Raw genomic sequence first — 13,118 nt, forward strand, 5'->3', positions numbered from 1 at the left:
AGCCTTGGTAGGTAGGATTTCGCCGAACGCAGTCGAATGGTGGTCGCCCATGCCGCATTCGATCGCCATATCACTACGCTCGGCGTGCCGAGCTATTTGGATGGGACGTGGCTCAGGAGGCCAATGCTTGCGTTAATGACTGCGCGGTATCGACTGTGGCGGATATGAATTCGTCGCGCTCGGGTTTGGTGGTCGATGCCCGCAGCGGGCCGGATTGGACTTCGTACGCCGCTGTACCTTTCGCATCGAAAACCGGTGCGGCGAGGTAGCTCAGCGGGAGTTCGGCATCGGAGTCGAGTTCGGCCTTGGTGAATGGCCGCGAGGTGAGAAATGCGAGGCGGCGCAGGGCCCGCGTGCGCAGGCGTGGTTGCACGAGTTCGGTTCCCATCGCGCCGAGTAGGTCGGCGAGGAGTTCGACCGTGCCCGCATCGTCGGTGCGTGGACGGAACAGCGCAACGCCGCGATCGCGCACGAGGGTGAGTAGTCCGCTCGCGATGCGGCGGTCGGAGTCGGGTGCGGTGGCAAGCCAGGTGTTCTGCTCGGCCGCCGATCGCCACGGCATCACACTGGCACCGGCCGGAAATTGCATCGGGATGCGATGCCCGACGGGTACGCCGGGGACGACGCGTTCGGGCCCGTGACGCACATCGAGCACGGTGAGGTGGTCGGGTTCGATGCGACTCAATGTCGCGCCGTAGCCGGTGCGGACGGTGAGCTCGGCCAGGATATCGCCCAGTGCGTGCGGCAGGACGGGGCCGTGCAGATTCGCCAGTGTCGGACCGAGCCCGTATCCACGGCTCGAATCGCGGCGCACCCAGCCCGCCGAATCCAGTTCGGCCAGAATCGCCGTTGCGGTCGCGCGGGCGATATCGAGCCGGTCCGCGATGCCCGCGACGCTGATCGGCTCCGGCGTCGCGGCGAGCAGCGACACGATATCGATGACGCGGCGAGTCGGCGGGGACGGGGACCGGTCGGACATGTGCAACCCCTTGTGCGGTTCAACAGGACAGCTCTACGATGACGAATATTACGACAAGTTGCCGTCGAATACTCGACAATTGGAGCGCGCATGATCCTGGACAGATTCCGAATCGACGGACAGGTCGCCGTTGTCACCGGCGCGGGGCGCGGCCTCGGCGCGGCGATCGCGGTGGCCTTCGCGGAGGCCGGCGCGGATGTCGTCATCGCATCCCGCACCAAGAGTCAGCTGGACGAGGTCGCCGAACAGGTGACGGCGGTGGGCCGCCAGGCCCACGTGGTGCCCGCGGATCTCAGTGATATCGAGGCGACCGCCGGACTGGCCGCCGCGGCCGTCGAACGGTTCGGTCGGCTCGACATCGTGGTGAACAATGTTGGCGGTGCGCTGCCGTGCCCGCTGCTCGATACCACCCCGGATGCGCTGGTGGAGGCATTCAATTTCAACGTCACCAACGCGCACGCGCTGGTTCGCTCGGCGGTGCCGAAGATCCTCGAAACAGCCGGTGGTGGTTCGATTCTCAATATCACCTCGACCATGGGCCGCCTGCCCGGCCGCGCTTTCCTCTCCTATGGAACGGCGAAAGCGGCACTAGCGCATTACACCCGGTTGGCGGCGATGGATCTGAATCCGCACATTCGGGTGAATGCCATTGCGCCCGGCTCGATTCTGACCTCGGCGTTGGAGATCGTCGCGGGCAATGATGCGATGCGCACGGAGCTGGAGGCCAAGACGCCGCTGCACCGCATCGGTGAGCCCGAGGATATCGCCGCGGCCGCACTGTATTTGGTGTCGCCCGCCGGAAAGTACGTCACGGGCAAGGTGCTCGAACCCGACGGCGGCCTGATCGCACCGAATCTCGATCTCCCACTTCCGGATCTGTCATGAGCTACCGCGTAGTCCAATGGGGCACCGGAAATGTCGGCGCCCATGCGCTGGCGGGTGTCATCGCGAATCCGGATCTCGAGCTGGTCGGAGTGTGGGTGTCGGGTCCGAAAAAGGACGGGCTCGATGCGGGAACCATTGCCGGACTCGAGCATCCGGTCGGGGTGAGCGCGACAACCGATACCGAGGCGATCTTGGCCGCGAAACCCGACTGTGTCGTCTACTGCTCGATGACCGACAATCGCCTGTTGGAGGCGGTCGAGGACCTGCGCAGGTTGTTGAGCGCGGGCATCAATGTGGTGGCGTGTGCGCCGGTGTTCTTCCAGTATCCATACGGCGTGCTGCCCGACGAACTGCTGAAGCCGATCCAAGAGGCTGCGGCGCAAGGGAATTCGTCGTTATGGGTCAATGGCATCGATCCCGGGTTCGCCAATGATCTGCTGCCGCTCGCGCTCGCGGGCACCTGTCTGCGCATCGACCAACTGCGGTGTCTGGAGATCGTCGACTACGCCAGCTACGACAACCGTGAGGTCATGTTCGACATCATGGGCTTCGGCAAACCGCTGGACGAAATCCCGATGTTGTTGCAGCCCGGGGTGTTATCGCTCGCCTGGGGCGGCACCGTGCGCCAGCTGGCGGCGGGTATCGGTATCACCCTCGATGCCGTCACTGAGATATATGAGCGCATCCCCGCGCCCGAATCCTTCGATATCGCCACCGGCCATATCGCCGAAGGTAGCGCTGCCGCTTTGCGTTTCGAGGTGCGCGGCATGGTCGGCGACGAGCCCGTGACGGTTCTCGAGCACGTTACGCGGCTACGCCCTGATCTGTGCCCCGACTGGCCGCAACCCGCCCACCATGAGGGCTCTTACCGCGTCGAGATCACCGGCGAGCCGAGTTACGCGATGGACCTGGTCACCTCGAGTCGCAATGGCGACCACAACCACGCCACCCTCCTGGCGACTGCCATGCGCATCGTCAACGCCGTCCCGGCCGTGGTGCAGGCGCCAGCGGGCATCCTCACCGCCCTCGATCTCCCACTCATCACCGCACCGGCTACTCGCCCGACGTAGTCGTCCGGGGATTCGCACAAACGGTGGGCGCCCGCTACGGGTGCGAATCCCCATAAGGGCGTTACTGGACTCGGGCTCTCAGGCGTGTCACCGGGCAAGGGCGGTCATGGCGCGGTCCACGTCGGCGGCGCTGTTGTACAGGTGGAACGAGAAGCGCAGCCCGCCGCCTCGGGCCGAGGTGAGCACGCCTGCCTCTTCCAGACGCGGTGCCGCATCGCCCGCACCCGACACGGCGACAATCGCCGAATCGGCAGGTGCAGACTGAAAACCCAGCTCCACCAATCCCTTTCGGAATCGAGCGGCGAGCTCGCGATTGTGCGCGCCGATCTTGTCGACGGTCAGCTCTTCGATCAACGACAGCGCGGACAGCGCGGCAATGACGCCGAGCCAGTCCGGTGTCGAATCGAAACGCCGAGCGGTGGTCGGCAGCGCGACCGGTTCGTACAGCTCGGCCCAGCGGTCGGCGGCCGCGTACCAACCGGGGCTGATCGGGCGCAACCGGGCGGCCGCTTCCGGCGGTGCGGCGAAGAAGGCCACGCTGCGTGCGCCGATCAGCCACTTGAATGTCGCGCACACCCAGTAGTCGGCATCGACGAAACGCAGCGGCACCCAACCGGCGGCCTGGGTGGCATCGGCGAGCAGCCGGGCATCATGCGCCAGCGTCGCCGCGCGCAGTGTCGGCAGATCGACGGTCCGGCCGTTCTTCGACTGGACAACGCTGACCGCGACCAGCGCGGTCTCGGGCCGGACCTCGTCGGCGAGACGCTCCAACGGCACGAAGCGGACATTCAGATCGCCACGGTGCACGAAAGGCATGGAGACAGAGGAGAATTCGCCTTCGGCGAGCAATACCTGCGCCCCCGGCGGCAGTGCGGCGACCACCGGCGCGATCAATCCGGCCACAGTACCGCCCAACGCGATATCGTCGGCCGACGCGCCCGCGAGCAGTCGCGCGAATCCGGCGCGCAATTCGGGTACCAGATGGTCCCGCGTCGTCGGGGCGGCACGGCCCGCCGCCCACAGTGCGTTGAACTCCTGCAATGCCGCCAATGTTCGCGCGGCGGGCAACCCATGGGAAGCGGTGTTCAGATAGGCGGTTTCGGGCGTGAATTCAGCGGGCGCGAGCGAGGACATGCTCCTACCATCCGCCACCGATGCGGCTCCGGTCGAGTGCCACCCGGCAGATAGTGGCCTCGAATCCGGCGCGCTGTCCTATGTGTGTGTCGCCCACATGTTGGTCAGCAACTGGTAGCTGGGAGTGTCGGCGAGGGCCTGCATCGATTCGTAGATGCGCTGGTAGCTGGTCGAGGTGATGCGCCAGTGGCCGTCCGGGTCGAGTCGGTAGGTGTCGGAGTAGTAGCCCGCGCCGCGGATGAGGATGCCGTATTCGGTGGCGATCACGGTGTCCTCGAAAGCCCATGAGCCCGTGGCGGTATCGCCGTTCACGGTGATCTCCGGATGGTTCGCGATATGGGTCGTGACCACGGATGGCCCGAGATTCTCGCGCATGAAGGCGGTGACGGCGTCGCGGCCGTCGAGGGTCAGCGGTTCACCGAGGGCGTGGGTGCCATAGCGACCGGCGACGTCGACGGCGAGGGTATCCCCGAAGTCGTCCCATTTTTTGAGATCGAGGGTCCGGAAGTAGCGGTACTTGAGCTGACGGACGGCTTCGATGGCGGCGAGATCCATCCGTTCAGCTTGGCATTTGCCGGGCCCACAGACAAGAACATGTTCTACTTTGCTCGGATTCGGCGGCATGGTTCGCCAGTGCGTCCTGTATGGCTATCCGGTTGGCGGCCGCCTCGATATCCATCGCGATCGCATCCGGGGGCGCAGCGACGAAGTCTGAAGGTGGTCCTGGGTGCGTCAACGGGTGTTCGCCGCCGACCCATCGGGTACTCGATCGAGCGGACACGGATTTTCGACCGCGTCCTCGCACTGGAAGTTCCCGACCAGGAGTCCGCTATGACCGAAGGTCCAGTTACGCATCCGCCCCTGCACCGACCATCCCTCGATCAACAGTTCGCGCTGAAGGCCGCCGCGCGCCGCCTGGAACGCGAATTCGAAAGCACCCGCGACGAAGCCATCGAACGGTGGCTGTACTCGGCATACGACTACCTCGCGGACCACGCCACCATCGACAACTTCCTACCGCTACTCGCCGAGCGCTACACCCGTGAACTGCTGCGCGCCTCGGCCGAGGAAAACGCCGACTAGTCGCATCGCGCCGCAGCTCGACGCAGGACCTGTTCGGCGTCGGTGCTGATGCGACGCACCAGGTCGGCGGCGGATTCGAGGCTGTCGATGAGGTCGATATTCTCCCCCGCCCAGATCGGGGCACAGCCGAGGTCACCCTGTTCGGCCGCCTCCCGATAGCGTCGCCGCGCAACGGGATCGGCCGCGAGTTCGGACTCCCGTCCGGCCCATTCGTCGAGGAATCGGTTGCGCAGCGTGCGTGCGGTGTACTCGGCGGGCCACGGGGATTCGCGGGCGATATCGATAATGCGATTGCGTTCGGTATCGCCGCCACGTGCGGCGATGATCGCCTTGGCCTCCTCGGCAGAGAGCAACGATTCGTGCGTCGCCTCGAAGCGAGTGCCGATCAGCGCGCCCGCCGCACCGAGTACGAGGGCGGCCGCGAGTCCGCGCCCGTCGGCTATCCCACCCGCGGCCAGCACCGGCTTGCCCGCCGCCATATCGACGACCGCGGGTACGAAGGGCAGCGTCGCGCGCCCACCGCCGTGCCCGCCCGCCTCCGCGCCCTGGGCGATCAGCACGTCGGCCCCCGCCGCCAACGCGCGTGCCGCCTCGTCGGTCGTGGTGACCTGGACCAGCAGCGGAATCCCCGATTCCCGGACCACGGCGGCAAACGGGGTGGGATCGCCGAAGGACAACAGGATCGCATGCGGTCGGCGCGCCACCGTCCTTCGCACGGTATCGAGATCGATGGCCCAACTCAACAGACCAATGCCCCAGGGCTTTTCGGTGCGAGCGGTGAGCAACGCACATTCCTGATCGAGTAGCTTCTCGTCACCGCCGCCGCCACCGATCAGACCGAGTCCACCGGCCTCGGAGACCGCCGCGGCCAGTTCACCGCCCGCGACGCCACCCATCGGTGCGAGGACTATCGGATGCTCGATGTCGAACAGGTCGGTGAACTCGGTGCGCAGTGCCATCGAAACCCCTTCCGTCGCTATCGACGATAGTCACGGGGTATCGGGCCGCTGCTCGCCGCCCGTGATCTTGTCAGCTTCGGTCCCAGTCGTGCCCCCAATAGCTATCGGCGGTCATTTCCTCCGCGGTATAGGTGTTCTCATCGACCAGCACACCCTCGGTGCCGAATTCGAGATCCCAGCCGCCGGGTGTGCGGACATAGAAGGAGATCATTTTGTCGTTGGTGTGGCGGCCGAGCGTCGAGGACAGGTGATATCCGGCCTTGTTCACCCGGTCGAGCGCGCGGCCGACATCGTCGAGACTGTCGACTTCGACCATGACGTGCACCAGCCCCGAACCCTCCTTACCGCCGGAAGGGATCAGCGCCAGGCTGTGGTGGCGCTGATTCACGCCGAGGAAGCGGATGCGCACCGGACCGTATTCGGGCGGTGCGGGGAGCCGGAACGCGCCGCGCGGCAGGAATCCGAGTACATCGGCATAGAAACCGAAGGCGCCGTCGAGATCGGGGACCGGCAGCACCGCGTGGCCGAGGCCGAGTCCCTTAGTGACGAAACGGTTTCCGTACTTGCCGACCACCGGGCTGTGGTCCAGGACCGGTCCATGGAAGATTTCGACGGTGGTACCCGCGGGGTCGCGGAAGGTGATCGCCTCTTCTACGCTGCGGGCATCGGCCTGCGCCACGGTGAGTGCGGTGACCTCTATTCCGGCTTTCTCCACGGATTCGCGTGCCGCGGCGAGTGCGCGATGGTCGCGGACCTCCCAGCCGATGGCGAGCATCCGATCCGTCTCGCCGGGCACCAGGACCAACCGTGCGACGTGCTCATCCATGCGCAGATAGATGGCGTCCGGATCCGGACCGATGCCCTCGGCGAATCCGATCACATCGAAGGCGAAGGTACGCCAGGCGTCCGGGTCGCTGACCGCCACCCGCACATAACCGAGCGAGCTGATGATTGTCATATTCTCCTCATTCATAGGTGACTCGGACCGCATCGGTGACCGGCACCGCCTGGCATGCCAGCACATAGCCGTCGGTCAGGTCTTCACATTCCAGAACTTCGTTGCGCAGCAACTTCACCTCGCCCTCGACGACACGACAGACGCAGGCGCTGCAGGCTCCTTCGCGGCAGGAATACGGAGCTTCCATCCCGCGCGCGAGTAGTACGTCGAGTAACACGGTATTGCGCGGCCACGCGAATTCGCTTGTCGTGCCGTCGAGTTCGACCTCGCCCCTGGCGGCGTCGGCGGTGTCTTCGATCTGGGTTTCGGCGAAGGGGTCACCGGAGATCGAGACGAATTTCTCGACGTGCACCCGGGCCATGCCCAGGTTGTCGGCGGCTGTGACGACAGCATCCATGAAAGGTGTTGGACCGCAGACGAATAGCTCGCGGTCGTTCCAGGGTGTGATCAAGGTGGTCAGTGTGGGCGCCGACGGCAAGCCTTGAACAGCCTCCAACCAATGCAGCACAACGAGCCGGTTCGGGTGCTCGGCGGTCAATGACCTCAGTTCATCGGCGAAGATCACCGAATCCTCATCTCGATTGGCGTAGATCAGCGTGCACCGTCCAGTGCCTTGCGCGAGTACCGATTTCAGGATGGACAGCATCGGTGTTATCCCACTGCCCGCGGCGAGCAGCAGCAGATCGGTATCGAGGGAATGGGGTGTGAAAACGCCCGCTGGTGGCAAGCTGTCGATCGTCATGTCGGGGACGGCATTGTCGCACAACCAGTTCGAGGCATATCCGCCCGCCGTCCGCTTGACGGTGACCTCGAGTCGGCCCTCATGCGGCGCACTGGACAGCGAGTACGAGCGCGCCACCGAACCCGTTTGCTCGCTGGGTATTCGCAGTGTCAGAAATTGGCCGGGACGGTAGGGAAGTGGTCGCTCCGGTTCGGCGACCAACTCCAGCGAGACCGCATCACGGGTGTCGGCGGTTACCCGAACAATTCGAAGCGTTACCGCCGCGCTCACAGCAGGTCCCCATCGCGGGTGGTCAATCCGACTTCGCCTGCGGTGACCGCCTTTTCGATGCTGTCGCGCAATGCCGCGCACCCGCGCACGGGACCGCCGCCCGTCTGCGCGAACTCGGCACACCCCGCGCGAGCGGCGGAACTCCACTGCACACTGGTGTGCGCAGGGCTGAATTTGACCACCGACACCTGATTTCGACAGGTTCGGCAGGTGATGTGATCCATCACAGATCCGTTCAGGCGTCCGCGCGCCGCGCGGCCAGATTCTCGGCGACCTCGGCCTCCCATGCCGTGACCGCACGCGTGGTGTCGACCTCGAATTCGAAACGGTCGGTCATCTTCGACTCCACCTCGGCGATATCGGTGTAGAACTGCTCGTACCAGCGCCGCAGCTGATAGACCGGGCCGTCCTCCTCACACAGCAGCGGATTATCGATGCGGGTCTTGCGTTCCCAGATCGCCACATCCTGCTCGAAACCGCGTCCGAGTCCGTTGGCGAAGCGCACCGCCATCGCATCGGCCTCTTCCGGCGACAGGCCGGGCAGCTTCTTCACGATCGCCCCATACTGCAGCACGAACTTGGTCGGCGACACCGGATAGTGGCAGTTGATTAGGACGGATTCGACCGTTTGCCCGCTGGATTCGTTGACAAGATGATCGATCATGTAAGAGGGGCCGTAGTAGTGGGCCTCCGAATGCAGCGTGTTCTGCGCGCCCGCCTCCTTGGCCAACTCGCCCTGTACATCCGCGCGTCCGATCGAGGTCATGTACTGGCTGGCGATATGGCCCTCGAAGACATTTTTGAAGTAAGTCGGAAAGGCGAAGTGCACGTAGAAGAAATGCGCCATATCCACCACATTGTCGATGACCTCGCGGCAATTGGCGCCCTCGATGGTGATCTGGTTCCAGGTCCAGTCGCTCCACTCGTCACTGAACGCGCCCTCGATGCGGGGAATGGTGATATCCGCTGGCGGCGGGTTGCCTTCGGGATCATTCCAGACGAACAGCTGCCGGTTCTGCTCCACTGTGACCCACGATTTGGTGCGGGCCAGCGGCGGTACGCGGCGCGCGTAAGGGATTGCGGCACAACGGCCATTGCCCCGCCAGCGCCAATCGTGGAAAGGGCAGGCGATGGTGTCGCCCTTGATAATGCCGTCGCCGAGGTTGCCGCCCATATGTCGGCAATAGGCATCGAGCACATTGAGCGTGCCGTCCGCGCTCGCGAAGACGACCAGTTCGGTGCCGAAGATTTCGATGGTGTGCGGTTTGCCGTCGCGGAAGCTGTCGGCGAGGCCGACGCAGTGCCAACCCCGGGCGTACCGGGTGGGCGGGGCGCCGGTGTCGATGACGCGCACCTGATCGTCGGTCATGGTTCCTCCACGTTCGTCGGGGTGTCATTTCGATGGTTCGGCGCGCCGATGGGCGCGCAAAGGTGTGGTCTCACTGGTCGGGAGAGCCATCAGGCAGTGGTAAGCCGCTCGAATCCGGAGCGATAGAACAGCAGCGGATCGGCATCGCGGCCCGCGCCGAGCGCGGTGACATGACCGATGACGATGGTGTGATCGCCGCCGTCCAGCTCACCGCCGAACTCGCAGTCGATCCATGCGATGGACCCGTCCAGCAGCGGCGAACCGTTGGGGGAGCGGCTCCAGTCGAGCCCGTCGAATTTATCGGGACCGCTGCGGCCGAGTTGTCTGCACACCTGCTCCTGATCGGCGGCGAGCACATTCACGCAGAACTTGCCCGCCGCGCGGATTCGCGGCCACGTGGTGGAGGTCCGCGCCGGGAACAGCGCTACGGCAGGCGGATCCAGCGACAGTGCGGAGAAGGACTGGCAGGCGAACCCGACGGGGTGCGCGCCGTCCAGGGCGGTGATCGCGGTGACTCCGGTGGCGAATCGGCCGAGGACGGCCTTGAAGTCGAGCACGACGGCCATGGCGCTCCTAGTTTCTACTAGAAATATTCCGTTTCGCCATGAAGGTAAGCGGCGCTCGCGGTGCGCTGTCAATCACTGGTTCCGGCTACCGAGAAGATCCGTAGCGATCTCCGTAGTTTCCGGGATTCGACGCCGTTCGCCTGACGGCACTGTGATGGGGAGCACAAGAAGGTATGCCGAAAACGGACATGCCTAATCGAAATACTTCTAAGCTATATGGGCTACACAATGGAGGTGCGCCATGACGGTCGAGGTGCTGACCGGTCCCGGATCCGACGAGCTGTTATCGGGTCCGGGGCGTCCGACCACCCGGCCCGCGCAGCCGCCGGTTTCCATGATCGAGCGAATGACGCTGATCCTAGACGCTTTCGACGGTTCGACGCCGACTCTGACGCTGCTCGGATTGGCCGAGCGAACCGGGCTGCCACGGTCCACCGTGCACCGCATCCTGGACCAGATGATCCGGCTGCGCTGGTTGGCGCACGCGCCCGGCGGCTACCGCCTCGGTCTGCGTCCGCTGGAACTCGGCGGACTCGCCGCTGATCACCACGAGATTCGCGATGTGGTCAGTCCGCTGCTGCACGAGCTGTGTCAGCGGACCGGCATGGTGGGCCACCTCGGCGTCCTCGACGGCCGCGAGGTGCTGTACCTGGACAAGGCCGGTGGCCGCTACACCGCGAGCATTCCGACTCGCCTCGGCGGCCGGATGCCCGCGCACAGTACGGCCCTCGGCAAGGCGCTGCTGGCCTCGCTGGAGCCGAGCATTATCGAGACCTCTTTCCGAGACCGATTGCCGCAGTTGACGCCACGCACCATTTGCGACCGGGCGGAGCTGCACCGCGAGTTGACGCGGATCCGGCATCGGCAGGGCATCGCCGTGGACACCGAGGAGTCGGTGACCGGCATCTGCTGCGTCGCGGTACCGATTCGCGGGCGCGGCGCTGCCGTGGGAGCCCTCTCGCTCTCCGGTCGAATCGGCGGGGACCGAACAGCCTTGGATACCGCGCGTTTGGCGCGAGTGCTGGTCGAAGCCGCACACGAGGCAGGCCGCGCCCTCTTCCCCCGGCACGCTCGGTGGCGGTGATTCGGGTCTGTCGCGTGGCGTTGTGGTCGGGGCGAGACATCTAGGCTGTGCGACCAGGTACCGGCGTGCCCTCCGCGGTTTTCCCGGCCGTGCTGGGCACGTCGTGTGCCGTACCCGGCTTACCTCCCGCAGTTGGGTGCCGGGCGGTAGTTTCCAGCGTGGTCATCTGGCTGTGGTTGCGTCTACCGAGTCGTCTGCAAGGGGATTGCCGCGCATAGTTTTGCGCGGCACGCACGAATTGACCGGGCGAATTCGTGCGCGTCGTGCGAAGTTGTGCGCGGGGGCTGCCCGTGGTGTCGGAGCGTTCAGTGGGGGATGGAGTCGATGATGGCGCGGGCGCCCTGGCGGAGGAGGTCCGCGCCGACGAAGAAGCCGAGGGCGCTCGGGTCCTCCGGGACGCCCCAGTGTTTGGCGTCCAGCCACTGGCTGCCGTCGAGGTTGAAGACTTTGCCGTGCAATGTGAGTCGCCCGGTGGGGTCGGTGGTCGCGTGTCCGGCGATCGGGGAGTTGCAGTGGCCCTGCAGTGCGTGCAGCATTGCGCGCTCGGCATCCGCATGACGGTGTGTGGCCGGATCGTCCAGGCGCGCACCGAGATCGAGCAGTTGGGTGTCGTCGTCGCGGCACTGCAGTGCGATGACGCCAGCCCCGATCGGCGGGCACATGGTGTCCAGGTCGAGGGTTTCGGTGATTCGGTGCGCCTGGTCGACGCGGTGCAGACCGGACACGGCCGCGATCAGCACGTCGATATGGCCCTCCTCGAGGCGCGCCAATCGGGTATTGACGTTGCCGCGCAACGGTTTCACCGCAAGATGGGGATAGTGCAGCCGCAGCTGTGCGGTCCGCCGTACCGAGCTGGTGCCGACGACCGTGCCCTCGGGGAGTTCGGCCAGCGGTGCGCCGGTGCGGGTGATCACCGCATCGTGTACGTCCTCGCGCGGCAGGTAACCCGCGAATGCGAGTCCTTCCGGCACCGGAATATCACCGGGAATGTCCTTGAGGCAGTGCACCGCCAGGTCGGCCTCGTCATCGAGCAGTGCCTGATCGATCTCCTTGACGAAGGCGCCCTTACCGCCGAGCTTGGACAGATCGCCCATCCATCGATCGCCCGCCGTGGTTACCTTGACCAGCTCGCTCTCGGCGCCGAGCCCGGCCAGCAGTCCGGCGACCTGTTCGGCCTGAGCCAGGGCCATCGGGCTGGATCGGGTGCTGATCCGAATAATGCGCGTTCGCGACATGCGGCGAGACTACTCCCGAGGTCCGCGCTCCGATCACCGGGGCGTGTCCCGCTGAGCGGGACTTTGCACCCGAAATATGCCTAAGCGGTATAGTCCCATCGTGACCGAAGCGAAGTCCGCGGCGAGCGCCGAAGTCCCCGACCTGCCGACAACGAGTTGGGCTGTGCTCGGCATGCTCTCGCACGCCGATGAGCTCTCCGGCTACGACCTGAAGAAATGGGCCGACTGGAGCCTCCAATTCTTCTATTGGAGTCCATCGTTCAGCCAGATCTACGCCGAGCTCAAACGCCTCGAGAAGCACGGTTACGCCACCTCGCGCACCGTGCTGCAGGACGACGGAGTGCGCGGCAAGCGCATGTACGCCATCACCGAGAGCGGTCGCGCGGCCGCCGCGCAGTGGGTGAACCACGCACCGGTGGAGGCGCCGGTACTCAAACACAGCGTCATGTTGCGCGCCTGGCTGGGCCATCTCGCCGAACCGGACCGATTGCGCGAAATCCTCACCGAACACATTGGATACGCGGAGCGGATGCGCAAACTGGCCGAGGTCGATGCCGAGGGCGCGGACGAGAACCCGAATTGGGCCTATCCGGCCGCGGTATTGCGCTGGTGCATACGGCATTACGAGGCCGAACGCGATTTCGCCGAGGAACTGCTCGCCGACGTGGACAAACTCGCGACCAAGACCGCTGCGAAGAAGGCCGCGAAGGGTAAAGGGCGCCGCGCTTCCTCGTCCGCTCACTGAGCGGGACCAGCACTTGCTATGACTAATAGAAATACTTCT

General features: G+C 65.3%; 15 protein-coding genes. 5 read left to right on the top strand and 10 right to left on the bottom strand.

Annotated elements, in window-relative coordinates:
- Positions 1-112 precede the first annotated feature (112 nt).
- A complete protein-coding gene (locus ACQP2U_RS16325) occupies positions 113-979 on the bottom strand; it encodes a helix-turn-helix domain-containing protein (protein ID WP_433715446.1) in 867 nt (288 codons plus the stop codon).
- A gap of 90 nt (positions 980-1,069) precedes the next feature.
- On the opposite strand from ACQP2U_RS16325, the gene ACQP2U_RS16330 reads away from it, so the two are divergent.
- Both ACQP2U_RS16330 and ACQP2U_RS16335 read left to right on the top strand, forming a co-directional pair.
- Entirely contained in the window at positions 1,070-1,864 is a 795-nt protein-coding gene (locus ACQP2U_RS16330) for an SDR family oxidoreductase (protein ID WP_433715447.1), read from the top strand.
- Complete coding sequence (locus tag ACQP2U_RS16335; protein ID WP_433715448.1) at positions 1,861-2,934, top strand: NAD(P)H-dependent amine dehydrogenase family protein; 1,074 nt, start codon at positions 1,861-1,863, stop codon at positions 2,932-2,934. Before ACQP2U_RS16330 ends, ACQP2U_RS16335 begins: the two co-directional genes overlap by 4 nt.
- Positions 2,935-3,021: 87 nt before the next feature.
- Here ACQP2U_RS16335 and ACQP2U_RS16340 read toward each other — a convergent pair whose 3' ends face one another.
- Both ACQP2U_RS16340 and ACQP2U_RS16345 read right to left on the bottom strand, forming a co-directional pair.
- Entirely contained in the window at positions 3,022-4,068 is a 1,047-nt protein-coding gene (locus tag ACQP2U_RS16340) for an aminotransferase class V-fold PLP-dependent enzyme (RefSeq protein ID WP_433715449.1), read from the bottom strand.
- A 78-nt stretch (positions 4,069-4,146) separates the two neighbouring features.
- On the bottom strand, positions 4,147-4,623 hold the full coding sequence (locus ACQP2U_RS16345; protein ID WP_433715450.1) for a nuclear transport factor 2 family protein: 477 nt from the start codon (positions 4,621-4,623) through the stop codon (positions 4,147-4,149).
- 276 nt (positions 4,624-4,899) lie between these two features.
- Between ACQP2U_RS16345 and ACQP2U_RS16350 the strand changes: the two genes are divergently transcribed.
- A complete protein-coding gene (locus tag ACQP2U_RS16350; protein ID WP_433715451.1) occupies positions 4,900-5,151 on the top strand; it encodes a three-helix bundle dimerization domain-containing protein in 252 nt (83 codons plus the stop codon).
- On the opposite strand, the gene ACQP2U_RS16355 is transcribed toward ACQP2U_RS16350, so the two are convergent.
- The 6 genes from ACQP2U_RS16355 to ACQP2U_RS16380 form a co-directional block, all read right to left on the bottom strand.
- On the bottom strand, positions 5,148-6,110 hold the full coding sequence (locus ACQP2U_RS16355) for an NAD(P)H-dependent flavin oxidoreductase (protein WP_433715452.1): 963 nt from the start codon (positions 6,108-6,110) through the stop codon (positions 5,148-5,150). The genes ACQP2U_RS16350 and ACQP2U_RS16355 overlap by 4 nt on opposite strands.
- Positions 6,111-6,180: 70 nt before the next feature.
- Positions 6,181-7,068 carry a VOC family protein gene (locus tag ACQP2U_RS16360; RefSeq protein WP_433715453.1) on the bottom strand — a complete coding sequence of 296 codons (888 nt, stop codon included), beginning with the start codon at positions 7,066-7,068 and terminating at the stop codon, positions 6,181-6,183.
- Positions 7,069-7,075: 7 nt separating this feature from the next.
- Complete coding sequence (locus tag ACQP2U_RS16365; RefSeq protein WP_433715454.1) at positions 7,076-8,080, bottom strand: 2Fe-2S iron-sulfur cluster-binding protein; 1,005 nt, start codon at positions 8,078-8,080, stop codon at positions 7,076-7,078.
- Complete coding sequence (locus tag ACQP2U_RS16370) at positions 8,077-8,304, bottom strand: hypothetical protein (protein WP_433715455.1); 228 nt, start codon at positions 8,302-8,304, stop codon at positions 8,077-8,079. The genes ACQP2U_RS16365 and ACQP2U_RS16370 overlap by 4 nt, the downstream gene beginning before the upstream one ends.
- An 11-nt stretch (positions 8,305-8,315) precedes the next feature.
- Positions 8,316-9,449 (bottom strand): Rieske 2Fe-2S domain-containing protein, encoded by a 1,134-nt coding sequence (locus ACQP2U_RS16375; RefSeq protein WP_433715456.1) that lies wholly within the window; start codon positions 9,447-9,449, stop codon positions 8,316-8,318.
- Positions 9,450-9,538: 89 nt separating this feature from the next.
- Positions 9,539-10,015 carry a flavin reductase family protein gene (locus ACQP2U_RS16380; protein WP_433715457.1) on the bottom strand — a complete coding sequence of 159 codons (477 nt, stop codon included), beginning with the start codon at positions 10,013-10,015 and terminating at the stop codon, positions 9,539-9,541.
- A 241-nt stretch (positions 10,016-10,256) separates the two neighbouring features.
- Here ACQP2U_RS16380 and ACQP2U_RS16385 point away from each other — a divergent pair, with 241 nt between their 5' ends.
- On the top strand, positions 10,257-11,099 hold the full coding sequence (locus ACQP2U_RS16385) for an IclR family transcriptional regulator (protein WP_433715458.1): 843 nt from the start codon (positions 10,257-10,259) through the stop codon (positions 11,097-11,099).
- Positions 11,100-11,404: 305 nt separating this feature from the next.
- Here ACQP2U_RS16385 and hemC read toward each other — a convergent pair whose 3' ends face one another.
- On the bottom strand, positions 11,405-12,334 hold the full coding sequence (gene hemC / locus ACQP2U_RS16390) for a hydroxymethylbilane synthase (RefSeq protein WP_433715459.1): 930 nt from the start codon (positions 12,332-12,334) through the stop codon (positions 11,405-11,407).
- 100 nt (positions 12,335-12,434) lie between these two features.
- On the opposite strand from hemC, the gene ACQP2U_RS16395 reads away from it, so the two are divergent.
- On the top strand, positions 12,435-13,079 hold the full coding sequence (locus tag ACQP2U_RS16395) for a PadR family transcriptional regulator (RefSeq protein ID WP_433715460.1): 645 nt from the start codon (positions 12,435-12,437) through the stop codon (positions 13,077-13,079).
- The last annotated feature ends 39 nt before the right edge of the window (positions 13,080-13,118 follow it).

It is taken from the genome of Nocardia sp. CA-084685 (genome assembly GCF_050955785.1).
Lineage (GTDB): Bacteria > Actinomycetota > Actinomycetes > Mycobacteriales > Mycobacteriaceae > Nocardia.